The sequence below is a fragment of the Nocardia brasiliensis genome (assembly GCF_042691675.1).
GTDB lineage: Bacteria > Actinomycetota > Actinomycetes > Mycobacteriales > Mycobacteriaceae > Nocardia > Nocardia brasiliensis_D.
The window spans coordinates 4,556,479-4,577,951 of the sequence record NZ_CP170507.1; the positions used below are offsets into that span (position 1 = coordinate 4,556,479).

The 21,473-nt window shown below is 68.7% G+C and carries 20 protein-coding genes; 12 read left to right on the top strand and 8 right to left on the bottom strand.

Going from position 1 to position 21,473, the window contains the following annotated elements; all coding sequences use genetic code 11:
• Nucleotides 1–324: 324 nt before the first annotated feature.
• From ACFK0J_RS21010 to ACFK0J_RS21030, 5 genes are all read left to right on the top strand, one after another.
• Complete coding sequence (locus ACFK0J_RS21010) at nt 325–1,293, top strand: aldo/keto reductase (protein WP_378729767.1); 969 nt, start codon at nt 325–327, stop codon at nt 1,291–1,293.
• 16 nt (nt 1,294–1,309) lie between these two features.
• Nucleotides 1,310–1,810, top strand: coding sequence for a hypothetical protein (locus ACFK0J_RS21015; RefSeq protein ID WP_378729769.1), 501 nt, complete (start codon nt 1,310–1,312; stop codon nt 1,808–1,810).
• Nucleotides 1,807–2,871, top strand: coding sequence for a hemin ABC transporter substrate-binding protein (locus tag ACFK0J_RS21020; protein ID WP_378729771.1), 1,065 nt, complete (start codon nt 1,807–1,809; stop codon nt 2,869–2,871). The genes ACFK0J_RS21015 and ACFK0J_RS21020 overlap by 4 nt, the downstream gene beginning before the upstream one ends.
• A complete protein-coding gene (locus ACFK0J_RS21025; protein ID WP_378729773.1) occupies nt 2,868–3,959 on the top strand; it encodes a FecCD family ABC transporter permease in 1,092 nt (363 codons plus the stop codon). Before ACFK0J_RS21020 ends, ACFK0J_RS21025 begins: the two co-directional genes overlap by 4 nt.
• 115 nt (nt 3,960–4,074) lie before the next feature.
• A complete protein-coding gene (locus ACFK0J_RS21030) occupies nt 4,075–4,935 on the top strand; it encodes a heme ABC transporter ATP-binding protein (protein WP_378729775.1) in 861 nt (286 codons plus the stop codon).
• 864 nt (nt 4,936–5,799) lie between these two features.
• On the opposite strand, the gene ACFK0J_RS21035 is transcribed toward ACFK0J_RS21030, so the two are convergent.
• From ACFK0J_RS21035 to ACFK0J_RS21045, 3 genes are read right to left on the bottom strand one after another with little or no spacing between them, the layout of a single operon-like run.
• A complete protein-coding gene (locus ACFK0J_RS21035) occupies nt 5,800–7,950 on the bottom strand; it encodes an MMPL family transporter (protein WP_378729777.1) in 2,151 nt (716 codons plus the stop codon).
• Nucleotides 7,951–7,952: 2 nt separating this feature from the next.
• Complete coding sequence (locus ACFK0J_RS21040) at nt 7,953–8,492, bottom strand: hypothetical protein (RefSeq protein WP_378729779.1); 540 nt, start codon at nt 8,490–8,492, stop codon at nt 7,953–7,955.
• The gene (locus tag ACFK0J_RS21045; RefSeq protein ID WP_378729781.1) at nt 8,493–8,729 is read right to left on the bottom strand and encodes a hypothetical protein; all 237 of its coding nucleotides are present in this window, start codon (nt 8,727–8,729) and stop codon (nt 8,493–8,495) included.
• 373 nt (nt 8,730–9,102) lie between these two features.
• On the opposite strand from ACFK0J_RS21045, the gene ACFK0J_RS21050 reads away from it, so the two are divergent.
• The 4 genes from ACFK0J_RS21050 (at nt 9,103) to ACFK0J_RS21065 (ending at nt 12,595) form a co-directional block, all read left to right on the top strand.
• A complete protein-coding gene (locus ACFK0J_RS21050) occupies nt 9,103–10,143 on the top strand; it encodes a YncE family protein (protein ID WP_378729783.1) in 1,041 nt (346 codons plus the stop codon).
• Nucleotides 10,143–10,427, top strand: a complete 285-nt coding sequence (locus ACFK0J_RS21055; RefSeq protein WP_218469123.1) for a DUF5703 family protein — start codon at nt 10,143–10,145, stop codon at nt 10,425–10,427. Before ACFK0J_RS21050 ends, ACFK0J_RS21055 begins: the two co-directional genes overlap by 1 nt.
• Nucleotides 10,428–10,431: 4 nt before the next feature.
• On the top strand, nt 10,432–11,508 hold the full coding sequence (locus ACFK0J_RS21060; protein WP_378729785.1) for a quinone-dependent dihydroorotate dehydrogenase: 1,077 nt from the start codon (nt 10,432–10,434) through the stop codon (nt 11,506–11,508).
• Nucleotides 11,509–11,602: 94 nt separating this feature from the next.
• Nucleotides 11,603–12,595 carry a PfkB family carbohydrate kinase gene (locus ACFK0J_RS21065; protein ID WP_378729787.1) on the top strand — a complete coding sequence of 331 codons (993 nt, stop codon included), beginning with the start codon at nt 11,603–11,605 and terminating at the stop codon, nt 12,593–12,595.
• Between the two features lie 43 nt (nt 12,596–12,638).
• On the opposite strand, the gene ACFK0J_RS21070 is transcribed toward ACFK0J_RS21065, so the two are convergent.
• Nucleotides 12,639–13,025 carry a hypothetical protein gene (locus tag ACFK0J_RS21070; RefSeq protein WP_378729789.1) on the bottom strand — a complete coding sequence of 129 codons (387 nt, stop codon included), beginning with the start codon at nt 13,023–13,025 and terminating at the stop codon, nt 12,639–12,641.
• Between the two features lie 46 nt (nt 13,026–13,071).
• Nucleotides 13,072–13,359, bottom strand: a complete 288-nt coding sequence (locus tag ACFK0J_RS21075) for a hypothetical protein (protein WP_378729791.1) — start codon at nt 13,357–13,359, stop codon at nt 13,072–13,074.
• A 461-nt stretch (nt 13,360–13,820) separates the two neighbouring features.
• Here ACFK0J_RS21075 and ACFK0J_RS21080 point away from each other — a divergent pair, with 461 nt between their 5' ends.
• From ACFK0J_RS21080 to ACFK0J_RS21090, 3 genes are all read left to right on the top strand, one after another.
• Nucleotides 13,821–15,302: a PfkB family carbohydrate kinase gene (locus ACFK0J_RS21080; protein ID WP_378729793.1), complete on the top strand. Its 1,482-nt coding sequence runs from the start codon at nt 13,821–13,823 to the stop codon at nt 15,300–15,302.
• Nucleotides 15,299–16,015 carry a GTP cyclohydrolase II gene (locus ACFK0J_RS21085; protein ID WP_378729796.1) on the top strand — a complete coding sequence of 239 codons (717 nt, stop codon included), beginning with the start codon at nt 15,299–15,301 and terminating at the stop codon, nt 16,013–16,015. The genes ACFK0J_RS21080 and ACFK0J_RS21085 overlap by 4 nt, the downstream gene beginning before the upstream one ends.
• Nucleotides 16,016–16,208: 193 nt before the next feature.
• Nucleotides 16,209–18,041, top strand: coding sequence for an AMP-dependent synthetase/ligase (locus ACFK0J_RS21090; RefSeq protein WP_378729798.1), 1,833 nt, complete (start codon nt 16,209–16,211; stop codon nt 18,039–18,041).
• A 72-nt stretch (nt 18,042–18,113) separates the two neighbouring features.
• Here the strand turns inward: ACFK0J_RS21090 and ACFK0J_RS21095 are convergent, their stop codons facing one another.
• The 3 genes from ACFK0J_RS21095 to ACFK0J_RS21105 form a co-directional block, all read right to left on the bottom strand.
• Complete coding sequence (locus tag ACFK0J_RS21095) at nt 18,114–18,656, bottom strand: YbhB/YbcL family Raf kinase inhibitor-like protein (RefSeq protein WP_378729800.1); 543 nt, start codon at nt 18,654–18,656, stop codon at nt 18,114–18,116.
• A gap of 17 nt (nt 18,657–18,673) precedes the next feature.
• Nucleotides 18,674–20,035, bottom strand: a complete 1,362-nt coding sequence (locus tag ACFK0J_RS21100; protein ID WP_378729802.1) for a M20/M25/M40 family metallo-hydrolase — start codon at nt 20,033–20,035, stop codon at nt 18,674–18,676.
• A gap of 224 nt (nt 20,036–20,259) precedes the next feature.
• A complete protein-coding gene (locus ACFK0J_RS21105) occupies nt 20,260–21,423 on the bottom strand; it encodes a MalY/PatB family protein (RefSeq protein WP_378729804.1) in 1,164 nt (387 codons plus the stop codon).
• Nucleotides 21,424–21,473: the final 50 nt, after the last annotated feature.

Consider the following 21,473-nt stretch of genomic DNA (forward strand, 5'->3'; position numbering starts at 1 on the left):
CATGCCGCCTCCATCTGTTCTTGCCCGAAAGAACTGTTCCGACTGGGCAATTGGTCAACCCGGGTCGCGGGCGAGTGATGACCGCCGCAATCCCGCAGCGACAGTACAGTGTCGAGGCCGTAGCGGCATGCCCGCACCGGCGGCCGCAGCGGGTTCACAGGCATCTCTGACCTGCCGCACAGCCGCGGCCCGGTTCGGTAACTCGGCTGCCCGCACGGTGGTTCGCCGATTCCGCCCGCGACGCGCGAGGCGCTGTGCGGGTAGGCGGCCGCATGCCCGCGCACGCTCTAGGCTTGGCGCCGTGACGATTGCGCGGACACGGTGATGGAACAGCGGACGGTCGGCCGCAGCGGCCTACGGGTGTCCCGGATAGGGCTGGCGACCCATACCTGGGGTTCGCATACGGATGCCGACGAGGCGTCGGTGCAACTGGCGGCGTTCGTGGAGGCGGGCGGCACGCTCGTCGACACTTCCCCTGCCTACGCCGGTGGTGGTGCGCAGCGAATCCTGGCGGAACTGCTCGGCGACCTGGTCTCCCGCGACGATCTGGTGCTCAGCGGCTGCGCGGGTATCGCGCCGCGAGTGATGCCCGCGCCCGCAGGACCGGCCGTGCCGGACGCGACCCATATCGCGATCGATACCTCTCGCCGCGCTCTGCTGCGGCAGCTCGACCGGACGCTGCTCGAATTCGGCACCGATCATCTGGATATCTGGAATGTCGCGGTATGGGATCCGCGGACCCCGCTCGATGAAGTCGCGGCCACCCTGGAACAGGTGGTGCGGTCCGGCAAGGTCCGCTACGCGGGGGTCCGTGGCTTCGGTGCCTGGCAGCTGGCCAGCCTCGCCGCCGTCGTGCCGGTCAGCGTCGCGCAGACGCCGTACTCGCTGCTGGCCCGCGACGCGGAAACCGATTTCGTGCCCGCCGCGCTGCACCACGGCGTCGGCGTGATCGCGTCGGCGCCACTCGCGGGCGGCATCCTCACCGGCAAGTATCGCGACGGTGTTCCCGCCGATTCGCGCGGCGCGGACGAGGCCACCGCGGCCGATATCCGCAGCAGCCTCGACGAACGCGCGACCAGGGTGGTCGACGCGCTGGTCACCGCTGCCGACGGGTTGGGTACGTCGCCGTTGGCGGTCGCGCTGGCCTGGATTCGGGACCGGCCTGGCGTGGCGAGCATGATCGTCGGCGCGCGCGATATCGGGCAGCTCACCGGCGTGCTCGCCGCGGAAGCCCTCGAACTGCCGCGCGCCATCGCGGCCGCACTGGACGATGTCAGTGCCCGTACCGAGTGACAGAGGCGAGGGTGGTGTGATCGGCGCCCGGGGCGGTGCGTTCGGCGGCCGGGGCGGTGCGATCAGCGCCAGGGGCGATGCGATCAGCGCCAGGGGCGATGCGATCAGCGCCAGGGGCGATGCGATCAGCGCCAGGGGCGATGCGATCAGCGCCAGGGGCGATGCGATCAGCGCCAGGGGCGATGCGATCAGCGCCAGGGGCGATGCGATCAGCGCCAGGGGCGATGCGATCAGCGCCAGGGGCGATGCGATCAGCGCCAGGGGCGATGCGATCAGCGCCAGGGGCGATGCGATCAGCGCCAGGGGCGATGCGATCAGCGCCAGGGGCGATGCGATCAGCGCCAGGGGCGATGCGATCAGCGCCAGGGGCGATGTGAACAGCGCCAGGGGCGATGCGATCAGCGCCAGGGGCGATGTGAACGGCGCCAGGGGCGGTGCGATCAGCGCCCGGGGCGATGTGAACGGCGCCGACCCGATGCCCGGCGTCGTGGGGCACGTCTTAGGCTTACCTTCATGAGTGCGAGGTCCGGAAGCCCGTCCGTGCAGACCTGGGTCACCGGTATCCGATCCGGCTGGGCGCGCTGTGTTCTCGCGCTGCTGGCGCTGACCCTGGTGGTGGCCTCGGCTGCGTGCGGCACCGACAAAGCGGCACCAGCCGCCGGGCAGCGTGGTCCGGCCACCGCGACGCTGACCGATCTCGATCCGGTGCCGATCGGGCCCGAACCCACGCCGACGCTGCCGGTTACGGTGCGGTCCTTCGACGGTTCGGATGTCACCGTCACCGACAGCAGCCGCATCGTCGCCGTCGACCGCTACGGCACCCTCGCGCAGATCGTGTACGCGCTCGGCATGGGATCCAAGCTGACCGGCCGCAGCACCACCGCCGCCTTCCCCGCCGTCCGTGACGTGCCCAACGTGGCGGGCGGCAACGGCTCGCTGAACGTGGAAGGACTGCTGGAGCAACGGCCTTCGGTGTTCCTCACCGACACCGTCAGTGTGACGCCCGCCCTTCGTGAGCAGCTCCGCGCGGCCGGTGTCACCGTCGTCTTCTTCGATCCGCAGCGCACCATGGAGGGTGTCGGCCCGCAGATCGAGGCCGTCGCCGCCGCGCTCGGCGTGCCCGACAGCGGGAAGGCGCTCGCGAAACGCACCCGCGACGAGATCGCCGCCGCCACCGCCGCGGTGCCCGAGCAGGATCCGCAGCTCACCATCGCGTTCCTTTACCTGCGCAGCACCGCCATCACCTTCCTCGCCGGACCCGGTTCCGGTGCGGACTCGCTCATCGCGGCCCTCGGTGCCAAAGACGCGGGCGCCGGACTGCCCGAGCCGTTCGTCTCGATCACCAGTGAGGCGATGATCGGTGCCGCGCCCGACGTGCTGCTGGTGATGTCGGATGGTTTGAAATCCGTTGGCGGAGTTGACGGATTGCAGAAGGTGCCCGGCATCGCGCAGACACCGGCCGGGCGGAACAAGCGCATCGTCGACATGTCCGACTCGGTGCTGCTCAGCTTCGGCCCCAACACCGGCCGGGTGATCACGGCGCTCAGCGAGGCCGTCTACGGCGCTCGGCCCGCATGACCGGATCGGCCACCAAGATCGAACCGGCGGACCCGCCCTCGTCCAAGTCACGCGGGCGTTCGCGCACCACGCTGGTGTTCGCGGTCGCGATCGCCGGACTGATCGCGCTCGCGCTCGCCTCGGCCGCCATCGGGCAGGTGCCGACCACGCCTGCCGAGGTGGCGGGCAGTGTGCTGCATCGGATCGGGCTGGATTGGGGGCCGATGCCCGCGCATCCCGCCGGTGAAGTGACGCTGTGGGAGGTGCGGTTTCCTCGGGTGCTGCTGGCCATGCTGGTCGGTGCGGCGCTCGCGACGGCAGGCGGGCTGTTGCAGGGGGTGTTCGCGAATCCGCTCGCCGAACCCGGGGTGATCGGGGTGTCGGCCGGGGCCGCGGTCGGGGCGGGCACCATGATCGTGGTCGGTGGGGCGTTCGTCGCGGCCTGGTCGGTTGCCGGGGCGGCGTTCGTCTCGGGGTTGGCCACCACGCTGCTCGTGTATCTGCTGGCGCGGTCCAATGGGCGTACCGAGGTGGTCACGCTGGTGCTGACCGGTGTCGCGATCAACGCCTTCGCGGGTGGGCTGATCGCCTTTCTGCTGTTCGTCGCCTCGCCCGCCGCGCGCGATCAGATCGTGTTCTGGCAGTTGGGTTCACTGAATGGCGCCAACTGGGATTCGGTTACCGTTGTCGCGATCCTCACCGCCGTCGGTGTCACCGCCGCCATCCTCATCGCCCCGCGCCTGGACCTCCTCGCCCTCGGCGAAGCCTCCGCTCGGCACCTCGGCGTCGACGTGGAACGCCTGCGCCGCAACGTCATCCTGGTCGTCGCCATACTCGCCACCGCAGGCGTCGCGTTCACCGGCATCGTCCTGTTCGTCGGCCTCATCGTCCCGCACCTGGTCCGGATGCTCGTCGGCCCCGCCCACCGCGTCCTGATCCCGTTGAGCGCCATCCTCGGCGCCGTCGTCCTGCTCGCCGCCGACGTCGGCGCCCGCTCCCTGGTCCACAACGCCGACCTCCCCCTCGGCATGCTCACATCCCTCGTGGGCGGCCCCTTCTTCTTCTGGTTGCTCCGCCGCACCCGCGCCCGCGCCGGAGGATGGGCATGATTACCCATTTGCGTTGGGGCTCACAAGGTTTCGGTGCACCTCACCGCGGCTGCGGGGGCTGTGGGGTGGGTGGTAGCTCTGTGGGGGCTGGGGTTCGGTGGGTTGGGGGTGACTGGTGAACGGGGTTCGGCAGGGGTTGGGGGCGGTGTTCGCGCGGACGCATGAGTTGCCTGCGGAACCGGAGAAGGGCGCGGTTACGTTGCGGGCGCGGGGGGTGAGTGTGGATCGGCGGGGGGCGCATACGGCGCAGCGACGGGTGCTCGAGGCGGTGGACTTCGATGTTGTCGCGGGTGAGGTGGTTGCGCTGGTGGGGCCCAATGGGGCTGGCAAGTCCACCTTGCTTGCCGCGCTGGCCGGGGAACTCACGCCGAGCGAAGGGGCGGTAGAACTGGAGGGGCGGGCGTTGACGCACTGGTCGCCGCTGGACATGGCGCGGCGGCGGGCCGTGCTGCCCCAAACCCACACTGTCGGTTTCCCGTTCACGGCCCGTGAAGTCGTGGCGATGGGCCGCGCCCCCTGGGTACGCACCGAGCGCCGCGAACTCGATGACGAGCGCATCGCCGCCGCCATGGCCGCCGCCGACGTGGAACACCTTGCCGCCCGGTCCTTTCCGACGCTCTCCGGCGGTGAACGCGCCCGCGTCGCCCTCGCCCGGGTCCTCGCCCAGGACACCGGCACGCTGCTCCTCGACGAACCCACCGCCGCCCTCGACCTCGGCCACCAGGAAGCCGTCCTCCGCCTCGCCACCGCACGCGCGGCAGCCGGCTCCGCCGTCGTCGTCGTCCTGCACGACCTCGGCATCGCCGCCGCCTACGCCGACCGCGTCGCCGTCCTCGAATCCGGCCGCATCGCCGCCGACGGCCCACCCCGCCAGGTCCTCACCACCGACCTCCTCACCCGCGTCTACCAACACCCCGTCGAAGTCCTGAACCACCCCCTAACCGGCGCCCAACTAGTCCTCCCCGTCCGCCGCTGACCGCCCAGTCCGGCTGGCCCGCCCGGCTGACCGCCCCGCCCGCCTGGCTGACCGCCCCGCCCGCCCGGCTGACCGCCCCGCCCGCCCGGCTGGCCCGCCCCGCCCGCCAGCCTGGCTGGCTGCCCGGCTGGCCGCCCCGCCCGCCCGCCCGGCTGGCCCGCCCGCCTGGCTGGCCCGCCCGCCTGGCTGGCCCGCCCGCCTGGCTGGCCCGCCCGGCTGGCTGGCTGGCTGGCTGGCCCGCCCCGCTGGCTGGCCCACTCCGCTCCTGGCCATCGAACGGGGCCCCACACCCGAGCCCTCACCCGACATCGGCCGCAGCCACGCCCTCTCGACAGGGCCACACCCGGGTAGCGGAGACACGACCGGGACACCACCGAGCCCTTACTCGACAAACCCCTCAGCCACGTCCCCCTCGACAGGCCACACCCGGGTAGCGGAGACACGAACGGGACACCACCGAGCCCTTACTCGACATTCGTCGCAACCATGTCCCGCCCGGTGGCGACGATTCCACTACTGGCCCGCGAGTGGCACATGATGGAGGGCAGTACTCCACGTTGCCGCAGCCACATGCCGCTCAACGCGGCCGACGGCGTCTCCAGCCGCAGGCAAGCACAGTTAGGCGGCCAGCACGGCACCCTGGCCGATCACGGCAACCTTGGGCGGTCACGCGCCTTCGTCGTTGCCGACCTCGGCAGGAACGCGATCATCGAACGGGACACCACCGAGCCCTTACTCGACAAACCCCTCAGCCACGTCCCCCTCGACAGGCCACACCCGGGTAGCGGAGACACGAGCGGGACACCACCGGGCGCCCACTCGACGTTCGTCGCGACCATGTCCCGTTCGGCGGGCCCGGCTGGTTCAGCGCCAGATCAGTTTCAGGACGGCGGGGGTGAGGAGCATGCGGATTACGGTGGCGTCGAGGATCAGGGCGGCGATCATGCCGTAGGCGATGTACTTCATCAGGACCAGGTCGGAGAAGCCGAAGGCGCCGGTTACTACGATGAGGATTGCTGCGGCGGAGGTGATTACGGCGCCGGTGTGGGCTATGCCGTAGCGGATCGCCTCGGGTGGGTCGGCGCCGCCCGCTCGGGCCTCGGCTACTCGGGACAGCAGGAAGACCTCGTAGTCGGTGGATAGGCCGAACACGACGGTCACGATCAGCGCCAGCACGGCGAACATCAACGGGCCGGGTGTGAAATGGAATACCCCTGACCCATGACCTTCGACGAACACCCAGGTGAGCACGCCCAGCGTCGACACCAAACTCAACGCACTCATCACTACAGCCTTGACCGCCAACACGATCGACCGGAACGCCGCGTACATCAGTGCCAGAGCCGCCGCCGCGAGAATGGCTACCAGCAACGGCAGCCCACGCAGCAACCCGTTGATGCTGTCGCGTTCCAGCGCGGGCACTCCGGCCACCATCACTTCCACCCCTGCGGGTTCCGGAATCGCCCGCAACGCCGAGATCACCCGATCGGCATCCTGCTTGTCCGCCAACCCGGCCTGCAGCACATTGATGCCGTCCTTGGTCGGCACCGACGGTTCGAATCGTCCAGTGAGCCCAGGGATTCGGCTCGCCGCGTACCGAATATCGCTGAGCTGTTGCGGATCAGCACCCAGCACAACAAGTTTCAACGGCTCGGTGCGGAAACTCGGGAACAGCTCGTCGAACCGCTCCTGCGCCACCCTGGCCGGATTGTCGGCCCCCAGATATTTCTCGCTGATCCCGCCGAATTCGATGTTGCGGAACGGAATGCTCAACGCCAGCAGCGCGAGCACGATCGGCACCGCCACCGCCCACGGACGCCGCATCGCCCACTGCGCGAGACGCGAGAAGAACCCGGCATCGATCTGCGCCTCGGTCTTGCTACGAGAGAACCGTTTCCAGCCCAAGAAGTCGATCCGCCGCCCCGCGATGCTCAGCGCGGCAGGCAACGCGGTCACCGAGAGCAACGCGGCGAGCAGCACCGAACTGATGCCGCCGTAGGGCACCGACCGCAGCACCCCGTTCGGGAAGATGAACAACGCGCCGAGACTGACCGCGATGATCGCCGCCGAGAACAGCACGGTGCGCCCCGCGGTCGCGACGGTGCGCGCGGTCGCCTCCTCCACACTGCGCCCCGCGGCAAGTTCCTCCCGGAACCGGGTGACGGTGAATAATCCATAGTCGATGGCCAACCCGAGACTCACCAAAGTCATGACGGTGCTGGCGAATACGTTCACATCGATGACTCCGGTGAGCACCCGCATGATCCCCGCGGTCCCCATGATCGTCATCCCGCCGATCACCACCGGCAGCAGCGCCCCGATCACCCCGCCGAACACGAAATACAACAGAATCGCCACCAACGGCAACGCGATCAGCTCGGCCCGATGGATGTCGTTCTGCATACCGGTATTGAGACCGGCCAGCACCGGCTGCAACCCGGCCAGCTGGACCGTAGTGCGGCCGGGCCCACCACCGTCGCGCCCGGCACCCAACTCGTCCTTGATCGCCGAATAGTTCTCGACGGTGGCCGTGCCCTCACCCCGCAGCCCGACGCTGGCGAACGCGTGGGTGCGCGAGGCATCGGTGGCGTTCGCCGCGAACGGACTGTCCCAATAACTGTCGATCTTCAGAATCCGGTCCGGAAACCGCGCGCGCAGCCCGCTCAGCGCACCGGTCACCGCGGATCGCACGGCCGGATCATCGACCGTCGTCCCCGGTGGCGCCGTGTAGAGCAGGATCAGGTCGCTGTCGGTGTCGCGCCCGAAGGTCGCGTCGGCGATCTTGGACGCCGCCACCGACTCACTGGACTCGTCGAACCAACCTTCCTGAGTCAGCCGGTCCACCAGACCGCGACCGTAGAAACCGGACGCCAGCACCGCCAGCGCGAACACGCCGAGTACAAGTAGGCGATGGCGATAGACGAACCTGCCCCACCGCAGCAATCCGGAGTGCAACTCGTCCGACGAAGTACCTGATCCACCCGACGAAACCCGCGGACTCCGCACAGCCGACACAGTCAGCCGCAGGCCGGGGTGCGGTAATCGGCGGACCGCAGGATGCCGCACAGATCGGTGCGCGAGATCTTCCACTTGCCGTCGATCAGCACGAAGTGCACCACCGTCGTGCGCACCGCGGTCCCGGTGCCGTCCTTGTCCAGGCGCATGGTCGCGGTGAGCGTGCCGTCGTGATTGTCGAACACCGGGTCGGTGACCCCGTAGACAGCACGCGGATTGTCCTGCAGCGCCTTGTACATGTCGGGGATCGCGGTGCGGAAGGCGTCGCCGTCCTCGATGAGGTCGGTGCGTTCACTGTCCGGCAGGTTCGGGTCCAGCGCCCGCTTGATCTGCGCGTCCAGCTGAGCGGCGGTCGGCAGCGGCGGGTGTGCGGCGATGGAGGACGTGGTGATGGAGGCGGACAGTGACGCGTTGGCCGACGAACGTGCGGCGTCGACGGCCGCCTCGTCCGGTCCGGTGCTGCATGCCGCGGTCGCGGCCACCAGGAGGAGGCCGGTCGCGGTCAGCGCGGTGCGGGCGAGAAATGTGTATGGCATCACCATCTACATACCATCAATCACGGAGCTTATTCTTCCCAGCAACGCGCGCACGGTGGTCACTTCACGGTCCGGGACCGCTTCTACCGGCACGGCATCGGGGATCATGTCGCGCACCAGCGCGACGACGCTGCGTTCGTCGTCGAGGTCGATATCGGTGACCCGCGCCTCGGCGACGGCGACGACATCCTCCGGACCAGGCACGTCGCTGTCGAGGTCGGCCCGGTAGATCTCCAGCGTCAAGGTGGACCGGACCGTGCGAAACGCGTACGGCCGGCCGTCGCCGGTGGTCCCGAACCCATGAGCGAACGGACCAACGGTTACGTCATCGATGGCAAATCCCGACGTATGGTCGGCTATCAACCGGATCTCCCTGATTTGGACACTGTTTCAACTCAACCGTAACCCGCATCACCGACATTCTCCGCCCGCCGCCACCCCGGTACGCCGCCGTGGTGCGCCATCATGGTCAGATGGTGGAGTTGCGGTTTACTCGTCGGTAGAAGGAGTTCGGAGGATGCGCCCTCGCGGCTGGGTTGGATTGGCGGCGTTCGCGGGGCCCTCCGTGGTCACCTTCCGGACCCGTCGCACGCACCGCGCGGTTCGATCGTCCGCGATGCGCTGGCTCCCCGCTGCCCTCGCGGGCGCGATCCTGCTCACCGGCTGCTCGTCCAGCTCCGACGGTGCCGACCTGCCCACCCGCGATCCGGCCACCGCCGCGGCCGCACCCGCCGAAACCGTCCGTCCCGCAGGCGAAGTCATGGGACTCGCCAATCCCCTCGGCCCGCTGCTCGTCGAGGCCGGTACCGGGCAGATCGCCGCGCTCGGGGCCAGCAGTGAAACAAGCACCGCCCTGTTTCTCATCGACCAAGCCGCGCTCACCCGCACCGGCCAGGGCGGCGTGCCCGACCCCGGCTTCCGCACCCTGTCGCTGCCCGCGCACGGCGCGAGCCTGGCCCAGGGCACACCGGGTGAGCTGCTGATCCCGGCCCCCGAGCGGATCGTCCGCGTCGACGTAGCCACCGGCACCGTCACCGAGCTCCCGGTCGACGGTGACGCCAGATCGGTGCGGCGCCGCGACGACGGCACCCTGCTCGTCGGCACGGCGGACGGCAAGGTCCGCACCCTCTCCCCCGAGGGCAAGGTCGTCCGGACCGTCTCCGGCCTCGCCTCCGCCGACGCGCTCGCCGTCACCGACGACCACGTGGCCGTGCTGGACCGCCGCCAGACCTCGGTCACCGAGATCGAACTCGGCGAAGACAACCTCGGCCTGGCGCTGCGCGCGGGCGACGGCGCCACCAACATGATCTCCGACAAGTTCGGCCGGATCATCGTCACCGACACCGCGGGCGGCGAACTCTTGGTCTACAGCGCCGGACCTCTCGTCCTGCGTCAGCGGTTCCCGGTAAACTCTTCGCCTTACGCGCTCGCCTACGATCAGCGGTCCGACACCGTGTGGGTGACGTGCACGCAGAGCAACGAAGTCGTCGGATTCGATCTGTCGACGGGCATACCGGTAGAAGTGGGCCGCTTCCCCACGGTGCGGCAGCCGAACTCGGTGACCATCGATCAGCGCACCGGTGACATGTTCGTCGGATCCGCGGCCGATTCCGGTCTGCAACGGATCCGCGCGGACGATCGGAAGAGAGGGCAGTGATGGCTCCCGCAACGCGCGCAGACGACGAACCTTCAGCCCGCGAGCAGCGAGCGCGGCGACGCGCCCTACCCGCGGGCTGGGAAACCACCAGCGACGACTACGAATACGTGCCGCTGCGGCTGCCACCCGAAGTGAACCGGGTGACCGCGTCCATGCGGCTGGCCATCCAGGCCGAGTTCGGCGGCTGGGAACTGTCCCGCGTGCGGGCCTACACCGACGGTAGCCGCCGGGTGCTGCTGCGCCGCCGAAAAACCGCACTACCCCAGCCCGAACCGGGAATGTGAGCTGATGTACGCCCTGTTATTACGCCTGATGTTCCTGGTTCCGCCGGAACGCATCCACCACCTGGTCTTCGCCACCATGCGGTTGGCCACCCGTTTCGCGCCCGTTCGCTGGGTCATGACCAAACTGCTCGTCGCCGACGATCCGATACTGCGCAACACCGCCTTCGGCATCGACTTCCCCGCGCCACTCGGCCTGGCCGCCGGATTCGACAAGAACGCCGACGGGGTAGACGCCTGGGCGCCACTCGGTTTCGGCTTCGCCGAGATCGGCACCGTCACCGCCCAGGCCCAGCCGGGCAATCCCGCGCCGCGCTTGTTCCGGCTGCCCGCCGATCATGCCCTGATCAATCGCATGGGATTCAACAACTTCGGCGCCGCGGCCGCTGCCGAGCACCTGCGCGGCCGCCGCGGGGACGTACCCATCGGCGCCAACATCGGCAAGACCAAAATCGTCGAACCGGCCGAGGCCGCAGCCGATTACGCGCTCAGCGCCGCACTGCTGGGACCGCTCGCCGACTTCGTCGTGGTCAACGTCAGCTCCCCCAACACTCCCGGCCTGCGTGACCTGCAGGCCGTGGAATCGCTGCGCCCGCTGCTGCAAGCGGTGCTCGACAGCGTCCGGGTGCCGGTGCTGGTGAAGATCGCCCCCGACCTCTCCGATGAGGACATCGACGCCGTCGCCGACCTCGCGGTGGAACTCGGCCTCGCCGGAATCGTCGCCACCAACACCACCATCCGTCGCGACGGCCTGCGCACTCCCGCCGACGAGGTCGCGGCCATGGGTGCGGGCGGCCTGTCCGGCGCCCCGGTCGCCGACCGCTCGCTCGACGTGCTGCGCCGCCTCTACCGCCGGGTCGGCGACCGCCTCGTCCTCATCTCGGTCGGCGGCATCGAAACCGCCGACCAGGCCTGGGAGCGCATCCGCGCGGGCGCCACCCTGCTGCAGGGCTATACCGGTTTCATCTACGGCGGCCTGTTCTGGACCCGCAGAATCCACCGCGGCCTGGCACAACATCTGCGCGCCAACGGGTATCAGAGCATTGCCGAGGCCATCGGCGCGGAGCACGCCGCCAAAGCCTGAGCCGTGTCGCGAAAGCCCCGTGAACGCGGTGCATCTCGCCCGCCGCGGCTTATTCTGGTGGGGCACAACTAAACCGCACCCGAGGGGGTGGCGCATGGACTCTCGGGATCGAGGCGTGCTCACCATCATCGGCGACTCCGTCGTGGATCACATCTACCGCACCGACCGCCTGCCCGCGGAAGGGGTGCCCGCGCGCGGCCGTTTCGAGGAGCACTTCGGCGGCAAAGGGCTCAACCGCGCCGTCGCGGCCGCTCGCCTCGGCCTCGGCGTGCGGTTGATCAGCGCGGTGGGTGACGACGTCGCCGGTCGCCGGATCATCCGGTGTCTGCGTCGCGAGGGCGTGGACACCGAGTTGGTCAAGGTCGTTCCCGGTGAAACGACGCCGGTCGTGGCCCTCATCGTCGCGAGCAGCGGTTTCACCGGCATCATCCAGGACGGCGAGGACGCGGTCCGGTTGAGCCGCGACGATCTGCGCAGCGCCGCCGCCAGGTCGGCGATCACCTCCTCGGACGCGGTCCTGCTCACCTTCGCGCCGCCGATCGCCGTCATCGAACAGGCGATGGCGGTGGTCCGCGCCGCGCACGAACGGCCACGCCTGCTGGTTCAGGCCACGCCGCAGACGGATTCACCGCAGTACCTCACCAAACACCTCAGCCGGATCGACTACCTGATCGGAACCCGCAGGGAGCTGTGCGAATTGGTGGCCGATCCGGGCCGAGACACCGAAACGCCCACGGCGGATTTCGAATCCGAGGTAGCGCCGCAGTTGCTTGCGCGCGGCGTCGGCTGCGTCTGTGCCGTCGAGGGTTTTGAATGCAGCGTCCGTTCCGCCGAGCTGAGCCTCGACGTCCCCCGTTCGCTCGCGGCGGTGCTGGCCGACTCGCCCGGGGCGTACGCGGCCTTCGCCGCCGCGCTCGCCTACCGGCTGGTGAGTTCGGGCCGACCAGCGGATCGCGGCGATTTCGAGTGGGCGACCGCCGCCATGGCGGCAACCCAGTCCTTCGGCGACATTCCCGCCGCCATGCCGACGGCAGGCGAGGTCGATCGGATCGCCCGGCTCCCCGCGGTCTCCGACACGCCGGATTGACCCAGCGTGTCGGCGACACTCGCTGTGCGAGTAGTTACCTCGCCTACCCGTGGACGAAGGGCTCGATAACGTGCGACCGCAACCGATAGGCGTGGCCTGTGCGGCAAGCGGCGGGCGGATCACCCGCGTGCCGCACCGGCTGCTGTAGTCGCGCCGCGATCCGCTGTGCCAGCAGAATCACCGCCTCCTCCCGGCGCACGCCCAATTCCTCGGCGCAGGCGTCCACGCGGGTCGCGGTGTCCTGGTCATGCACCCGCAGCGGGTCGCTGAGCAATTCGTCGAGTTCCATACCCGCGGTGGCCTGGGCGCGAGTCAGCGCCCGGTCGGCCAACCAGCTCAACCGCCAGGTGTCGGCGTCCTCGGTGTCGCGGTAGGCGGATTCCGGGGTGCGGTCGCTGGTGATCGTCCATTCGGTGCTGTGAAGGGTCATTGCTGCCTCCGATACAACGGATCGAGCGTGGTCGGCTCGACGTTCCTCACGAATGCCTGTCGTGCATCCGCTGGTGCAGCAACGCCAGTGCCTGCTGCACACTGAGTCCCAGTTCGCCGGCGAGCGCGTCGGCCCGCGCCCGCGCCTGCGGATTCGCGGCCCCGTCCGGCCGGCTGAGGATCTCGTCCAATTCCATTCCGGCCCTGGCCTGTTCACGGGTGAGCCGGGTCGGCAACCAACTCAGCCGCCAGGCCGGGTCCGCGCCGGAGACCCGGCACGCCCACTCGAGCGTGCCGCTGCTGGTCATCGACCGGCTGTTCTCGTAAATCGTCACGGCATGTCTCCATCGCGGAGGAGCCGTCGCCGAATAACGCCGACCCGTGCGGAATACGCGACCGGATGACACGGAATACGGGTCGGGCCGGGCGATGCTTCCCCTTGGCGCGGCGGAGCGGGCAACGTACTGAGGCTGGCTGGGGGCGAGTGTGGTGGCGCGCGGTTTCGGCCTACGCCGCGTGCAAGCCGGGCTCGCGCTCGGTATCGGCGCCGACGCGGCGGTGCAGCCTGCGTCGCCGGATCTGCCGGATCTGCTGAATCGTTCTCATCACCAGGCCCTCCCGAGTTCTCTGGTGGGGCGACGGTATCGCCATGACCAGTGTGGCATTTGCCGTTCTCAATGGTCAATTGCCGTTGTAGTTTGGTAATTGCCAGTTCATGTCCCGGCTAAACCGCCTACTGTGAGCAGCCGGACATCATCACGATCAACTACAGCCACACGGAGGGTGGAGCGCACAGATGGTCCCGCAGGACTCGGCCACGGTCGCCGTTCGCAACATCCTCACCCGGCTGGGCAAACGCTCCGGCTTGAGTTCGGATCGGTTGCGCACCACCGAGATCGATGTCGCGCCCCTGCTCGACCTGCTGGTGGTGCGCCAGCACGCGCACCGCGCCGGGATCGAGCGCGAGGACGCGGTGCTGCCGGTGGTCCGCGAACTGGCCCGCCACCTGAATCCATCGTCGATGCTGATCGTCGACGCCGTGCTGGCGCTGGGGCTGTTGCGCGAAACCACCGAGCCCGGCGTCGATCTCGACCGGCTCTACGCCCCCGATCTCGGCGAGCGCCGCGAGTATCTGGCCGAGCACTGGCAGCTGCTGCACGAATCCTTGTGCGCCAACCCCATTCCACCCGCCCCGAGCGTGCGGTCGCTACGCGGCACCCAGGAATGGCGCGCGTTCACCGAGCTCGCCGGCCTACTCGCCAACGAATCGGTCTACGGCTCGGGACCCGCACACACGCCGAGCCCGCCGGAAACCGTTGCCACACCGCAGGTCCGGGGCATCGTCACGGTCTTCGGCGACGCGGTGATCGATCACATCTACCGCGTCGACCATGTCCCACCGGTCGGCACATCCACTCCGGGCAATTTCGAAGAACACCCGGGCGGAAAGGGACTCAACCGTGCCGTCGCCGCCGCGCGGCTCGGGCTGCAGGTCCGGCTGATCACCGCAGTCGGCGACGACGAGGCGGGCAGGCGCGTGCTGGACTATCTGCGCGCCGAGAACGTCGACACCGACCTGGTGAAGGTCGTGCCCTACGCACCCACCCCGGTGACCGCGGTGCTGATCACCAGCACCGGCGCGGCGAGCAATATCGGCTGCAAGGACGACCGTATCCGGCTGAGCACCCAGGACCTGCGCAGCCCGGTGATCCGCGCCGCGATCAGCTCGTCCGACGCGGTGCTGGTGACCTTCGAACAGCCGAGCGCGGTGATCGAGCAGGTCATGGCCGCGGTCCGGCGGCTGGATTCGCGACCGCTGCTGATGGTGCATCCGGCGCCGAAAGTCGATCTGCCGCAATACCTTTACCAGTACCTCGGCGTGGTGGACTATCTCGCGGGTACCAGCGCGGACCTGGCCGCCATGGTTCCGGAGGTGCACGCGGGTTCCACCGCGGACAACGCCCAGCGGTTGCGCGCGCTCGGCGTCCGGTCGGTGTGCGCGATCGAGGACTTCCAGTGCACGGTCTGGTCGGATCAAGTGAACGTGGCGATACCGCCCTTCCCCGCGGCACTCGAAGACTCCCCCGGTGCTCAAGCTGCCTTCGCCGCCGCGCTGGTATATCGTCTCGTTTCGACGCGCCGCCCCGCCGAAGAACAGGACTACGTCTGGGCGACTGCCGCGATGGTGGCGACGCAATCTTTCGGGGATGTCCCGGGTGCGATGCCACTTGCCACAGAGATCGATCGAATCGTCAGACTCGCTTCGGAGGAGCATTGACCACACCCGTGTCGAGCCTTGCCGACACCGACCACCGGTTTACGCGCAAGGGGAATGACCTGCAGGTTCGCGTGCTGGACCTGGAAGACGACCGCGAACGAGGGCATCTGCTGGTGTTCGGCGAGGTCGCCGATGGTTGTCTGGTCCGGGTGCACTCGCGCTGCCTGTACGGCGAGGCGCTGCGGTCCGACGACTGCGATTGCGGCGCCGAACTCGATGTCGCCCTCGACCTCATCCAGGCCGCGGGTTCGGGTGTGCTCGTCTATCTGGAGCAGGAGGGACGCGGCGTCGGCCTCATCGCCAAGGCGCGCGGCTATCGCGAAAGCGAGCGTGCGGGTACCGACACCTTCGCCAGCTATGAGGCACTCGGCTATCCGGCCGACGCCAGAACCTACGACGTGGCGGCCCAGGGACTGTTGGGGCTCGGCTTGCGGAAGGTGGAACTGCTCACCAACAACCCGGCCAAGCGGGAAGCACTCGAACGAGCGGGCATCGCGGTCACCGTGCGGCCGTTGCATACCCGGGTGCTCAGCGAGCGGGCGCGTGATTATCTCGAGGCCAAGCGCCGCCGCAGGCAGCACTGGATTCCCACCGACGCGCCGCCGTGGGCGGTCGAGTCCGTGCCGGTGATCCCGCCCGACCCGCAGTTGCGACCTGTCGAGGAGGCAACGCTGACGGTCGTCGGCCCGCCGATCGTCGACGAGGTCGCATAAGCATTACTTCCCGAGTAAGCCGCCCGACTACCCCGCCGCCTGGCTACCATAAGTGAGCCGCGCCACACCCGGCGCGCCGACCCGTGAGAAACTGACAGAAGCGTCGCAGCATTATGTCAGGATCGGGTCTCGAACCGCCCGCGTGCGGACGCCGCGAGGCGCGGTTCACGGCATGAATATCGGGAACAGGGATATGACGACAACAGACATCGGCTTCGCGCACGAATCGGGCAGAACGGTCTACACCGTCCCGGAGGCATTCCAGGAAACCCTCACGTTGCGGCCCGAGCAGGTCGCGTTGCGGACGGTCGGCGGAACACAGCAGATCACCTGGCGGGAATACGGCGAACGGGTGCGCGCGATCGCGGCGGGCTTGGCCGAGCTCGGCGTCGGGCGCGGCGACACCGTCGGGATCATGCTCACCAACCGGCCCGAGTTCAATCTGATCGACACCGCCGCGCTGCACCTGGGCGCGACCCCGTTCTCGATCTATAACACCAGCTCGCCCGAGCAGATCACCCACCTGTTCACCAACGCGGCGAACAAAGTCGTTGTGACAGAACAGGTCTTTCTGGACAGGGTGACCGGTGCCGGGGTAGACCTCGCGCACATCATCCTGGTCGACGGCCCGGCCACCGGCACGATCACCCTCGCCGAGGTCGAGGCCAACCCCGCCGCCGACTTCGATTTCGACGCCGCCTGGCGGGCGGTGCAGGCCGACGACCTGGCCACCCTGATCTACACCTCGGGCACCACCGGTCCGCCCAAGGGCGTGGAGATCACCCACCGCAATGTGCTCGCCCAGATCATCGCGCTGGTCAACGGCCCGCTGCGGGTCGGCCTGGACGACCGGTCGGTGTCCTACCTGCCCGCCGCGCACGTCGCCGACCGCATCTCCGGGCACGCCATCAACCTGCTCACCGGCATCCAGATGACCACCGTGCCGGACCCGCGCGAGGTCGCCGCCGCGCTGCCCGACGCCCGCCCGACCATCTTCTTCGGCGTGCCGCGGGTGTGGCAGAAGATCAAGGCCGGCATCGAGGGCAAGCTCGCCGCCGAATCCAGCGCGGCGAAGAAGGCGCTCGCCAACTGGGCCATCGAGACCGGAATCGCCGCGGCCCGAGCCGATCTCACCGGTCGGGGCGGCGGCCCGGTGCTGGCCGTACAACACAAGCTGGCCGAGGCGCTGGTGCTGTCGAAACTGCGTCACGCCATGGGCCTGGACGAGCTGAAGGTGGCGGCCTCCGGTGCCGCACCGATCCCGCCGGAGACGCTGGAGTACTTCATCGGTCTCGGCTTCACCGTGACCGAGGTGTGGGGCATGTCGGAAACCACCGGTGTCGGCACCTATACGGAGCTGGAAAAGCCGCGCCCCGGCTCGGTCGGCCGCCCCGTCGACGGCATGGAACTGCGCCTGGACACCGACGGCGAAGTACTGGTACGCGGGCCCATCGTCACCCGCGGCTACCGCAATATGCCGGAGAAGACGGCCGAGGCGATCGACGCCGACGGCTGGCTGCACACCGGCGATGTCGGCACCCTCGACCCGGACGGCTACCTGCGCATCGTCGACCGCAAGAAAGAACTGATCATCAACGAGGCGGGCAAGAACATCGCGCCGAGCAATATCGAGAACGCGGTGAAGGCCGTTTCCTCGCTGGTCGGCCAGGTCGTCGCGATCGGCGACGCCAAGCCGTACATCGCCGCGTTGATCATGCTCGACCCCGATGTTGCCGCCTTGCGCGCCAAGGAGTTCGGTGCCACCGACGCCGACGTGGCGACGCTGGCGACCCGCCAGGAGATCATCGACGAGGTGCTGGCCGCGGTGCAAACGGGCAACGTCAAGCTGTCGCGGGTGGAGCAGATCAAGCGCTTCACCATCATCGGCTCGGTCTGGGAGCCCGGCGGCGACGAGCTGACCCCGAAGATGTCGCTGAAGCGCACCCCGATCGCGAACAAGTACGCGGCCGAGATCGAGGCGCTTTACGCCAAGAAACCCTCCGACAAGGTGATCAACGTCAAGTGATGGCTCCCCGCATCAGCACCTGAACCGAACTGTGGCCCTGAGCATTTCGCTCAGGGCCACGGTCATTCGCGGCTACTTCTGTTCGTAGGTGCCCACGATCGTGGCGCGGGCGATGGCGTGCGAGAACAGATTGAACCCGAGGTACGCCGGGCTCGCGCTCGCATCGATCCCGAGGCTCTCCACGTCCACCGCGTGCACCACGATGAAGTAGCGATGGTAGCCGTGGCCGGGCGGCGGCCCCGCGCCGACGAACCCGGCGAACCCGCCGTCGTTGCGCAAAGTGATCGCACCGGTCGGCAGCGCACCGCCCTCCTCACCGCTGCCCGCGCCGCTGGGCAGCGAGGTCACGCTTACCGGAATGTCGGCCACCGCCCAGTGCCAGAATCCCGACGCCGTCGGCGCGTCCGGGTCGAACACGGTCACCGCGAAACTCTTTGTCTCCGCGGGGAATCCGGACCAGGACAGCTGCGGCGAGATGTCCTTGCCGCCCGCGCCGAACACGCCGCTGACCTGGTCGTTGCCGAACGGCTGTCCGTCGGTCACATCGTCGGAGGTCAGCGTGAACGACGGCAGCTGCGGGAGCGCGTCGTAGGGGTTGTACGAATAATCGGGCACAGTGGTCCTTTCGGTCGTCAGCTGTTCAGAAGGAAGTGTTCCAGCACCCGGGTGCCGAATTCGAGTGCTTGCACCGGAACCCGTTCGTCGACCCCGTGGAACAGCGCGGTGAAGTCCAGCTCCGGCGGCAGCTGCAATGGCGCGAAGCCGAAGCAGCGAATGCCCAAGCGGGCGAATGCTTTCGCGTCGGTGCCGCCCGACAGCATGTAGGGCACCGTGCGGCCCTGCGGATCGTGGGCGAGGATCGCGTCGTTCATCGCGTCGACCAGGTGGCCGTCGAATGTTGTTTCGTACGAGTCGAGTTTGGTGATCCACTCGCGTTCGACGTCCGGGCCGATCAGCTCGTCCACTTCCCGCTCGAACGCCGCCTGGCGTCCCGGCACCACCCGGCAGTCGACCACGGCCTCCGCGGTCTGCGGGATCACATTCGCTTTGTACCCGGCCTGCAGCATGGTCGGATTCGCCGTATCCCGCAGTGTGGCACCGATAATGCGGGAAATGGTGCCCAGCTTCGCCAGCTGGCCCTCGATATCGGGACTGGCCGGATCGAACTCCAGCCCGGTCTCCTCGGCGACGGCGGCCAGGAACTCGGTGACCGAATCCGACATCACCACCGGGAAGGTGTGTTTGCCGAGCCGCGCCACCGCGTCGGCCAGAATGGTGACCGCGTTGTCCTCGTGCAGGAACGAGCCGTGGCCCGCGCGGGCCTTGGCGCGCAACCGCATCCAGCCGAGCCCCTTCTCGGCCGTCTCCACCAGATACAGCCTGCGTTCGGTGCCGTCGGGACGCGGGACCGTCAGCGAGAAGCCACCGACCTCACCCACCGCCTCGGTGATGCCCTCGAACAGGTCGGGCCGGTTGTCCACCAGCCACTGCGACCCCCACTTGCCGCCGTTCTCCTCGTCGGCCAGGAAGGCGAACACGATATCGCGCGGCGGGACCGTCCCCTCGAGCTTGAACTGGCGGGCGATCGCCAGCATCATCCCGACCATGTCCTTCATGTCGATGGCGCCGCGGCCCCATACGTAGCCGTCCCGCACCGCCCCGGAGAACGGGTGCACGCTCCAGTCGGCCGCCTCGGCGGGCACCACATCCAGGTGTCCGTGCATCATCAGCGCGCCCCGGCTCGAATCGGCACCCTCGAGCCGCGCGAAAACGTTCCCGCGCCCCGGCGCGCCCGACTCCACGTACTCGGTCGTATATCCCGCCTGGTGCAGTTGGTCGGCCACCCATTGCGCGCACTCACGCTCCCCCTTGGTGGTGGCCAGGTCGCCGGTGTTCGAGGTATCGAACCGGATCAGCGCGCTGACCAGGTCCACCACCTCGTCGACCGCGCGAGAGCTGCTGTTGGGGATCGATCCTTCGACAGTTGTGGACACGTACCCTTTCCTACCACCTGTCGCGACTATGGCCACCGGCGTCCCTCCCGCCGCGCCACCCGACGTCACCGGCGCGGCACAGCGTACGGTGCCGATCACCGCGACCGCAGGGGTCAGCATCACGCTGAACGCAAAGGCGTCATCTCACCCGCTCCGCTCGCGGCGCTCGCCCGGCGGCGATCCACCTGCCGCCGACCGCCTTCCGGCACCCGCGGTATCGACCGTCAGCGGTTGAGGTGCTTGTGGACCGCGTCGTTCATCCGGCCGAGCATGTCTTCCAGGACCGGCCGGAAGGTCGCGAAGTTCAGGCGGGCGAATCCGGCGCTGTCGGGTCCGAAGTCCGGTCCGGACAAGAGCAGGACTTTGGCCTGCTCGTGGAAGAACGCGGCGGGGTCCTGGTCCAGGTCGAGCGCGCGGCAGTCGAGCCACGCCAGGTAGCCCGCATCGGGGCGGTGGTAGCGGATCTCGGGCGGCAACGACTCGGCGACGAGGTCACGGTTGCCGGTGAGGGTGCGTTGCGTTTCGGCCAGCCACGGGTCACCGGCCCGCCAGGCGGCGCAGGTCGCCAATACGCTCAGGGTGCTCACCTGCCCGTACAGCTGCGGTGGTTGCGCGTCCAGCGCCGCGCGGACGCGGCTGTCGCCCACGTGCGCGACGCAGCACCGCAGGCCCGCCAGATTGAATGCCTTGCTCGCGGAGTTGAGCGTGACGGTGCGCGCCGCGATTTCCGGGCCGAGCGAGCCGAACGGAATGTGCTGGTGCTGCTCGTGGGTCAGCTCGGAGTGGATCTCGTCGGAGATCACGAGAAGGTCGTGCCGACAAGCGATCTCCGCGATCGCCGACAGTTCGTCGCGATCGAACACGTGCCCGGTCGGGTTGTTCGGATTCACCAGTATCAACGCACGGCATTCGCGCAGACGGACATCCGCCGCCATCCGGTCGGCATCGAAGGTCCAGCCATGCTCCCCTTCGATCATCGGGATCGGCACCAATCGCCGCCCCATCACTCGCAGCGTCTCCAGGAACGGCGGGTACGCGGGCGTGTGCACCGCCACCGCGTCGCCAGGACGGGTCATCAGTTGCAGCACGACCTGCACGACTTGGATGAGCTCGGTGAAGACGTACACCTGACCCGGATCGAGAATGAAGTCGTACCGATCGCGCATCCGATCGACGAAGGCGTGCCGCATCGGATTTCGATCGGGCTGGTCGTCCCACTCCGGATACCCCAGGTCGCCCTCGGCGGCCCGCCGCAACACTTCACGCACCGGGTCCGCCACCGGATAGTCCATGTCCGCGATCCAGCCGGGAAGCACATCCGCGCCCGCTCGCGCCCACTTGATTCCCGCCCGCCGCCGTAGCGCACCGATATCGACAAGATCGTCCATACGAAAAACCCTAGAAGGGATGCCGCCGGACGCGATTGACAATTTTCCCG

Coding starts and splice junctions, on each gene's coding strand:
- ACFK0J_RS21010 (WP_378729767.1), top strand. CDS start 325: ATGGAACAGCGGACGGTCGGCCGCAGCGGCCTACGGGTGTCCCGGATA.
- ACFK0J_RS21020 (WP_378729771.1), top strand. CDS start 1,807: ATGAGTGCGAGGTCCGGAAGCCCGTCCGTGCAGACCTGGGTCACCGGT.
- ACFK0J_RS21025 (WP_378729773.1), top strand. CDS start 2,868: ATGACCGGATCGGCCACCAAGATCGAACCGGCGGACCCGCCCTCGTCC.
- ACFK0J_RS21040 (WP_378729779.1), bottom strand. CDS start 8,492: ATGGTGATGCCATACACATTTCTCGCCCGCACCGCGCTGACCGCGACC.
- ACFK0J_RS21050 (WP_378729783.1), top strand. CDS start 9,103: ATGCGCTGGCTCCCCGCTGCCCTCGCGGGCGCGATCCTGCTCACCGGC.
- ACFK0J_RS21055 (WP_218469123.1), top strand. CDS start 10,143: ATGGCTCCCGCAACGCGCGCAGACGACGAACCTTCAGCCCGCGAGCAG.
- ACFK0J_RS21060 (WP_378729785.1), top strand. CDS start 10,432: ATGTACGCCCTGTTATTACGCCTGATGTTCCTGGTTCCGCCGGAACGC.
- ACFK0J_RS21065 (WP_378729787.1), top strand. CDS start 11,603: ATGGACTCTCGGGATCGAGGCGTGCTCACCATCATCGGCGACTCCGTC.
- ACFK0J_RS21070 (WP_378729789.1), bottom strand. CDS start 13,025: ATGACCCTTCACAGCACCGAATGGACGATCACCAGCGACCGCACCCCG.
- ACFK0J_RS21080 (WP_378729793.1), top strand. CDS start 13,821: ATGGTCCCGCAGGACTCGGCCACGGTCGCCGTTCGCAACATCCTCACC.
- ACFK0J_RS21090 (WP_378729798.1), top strand. CDS start 16,209: ATGACGACAACAGACATCGGCTTCGCGCACGAATCGGGCAGAACGGTC.
- ACFK0J_RS21105 (WP_378729804.1), bottom strand. CDS start 21,423: ATGGACGATCTTGTCGATATCGGTGCGCTACGGCGGCGGGCGGGAATC.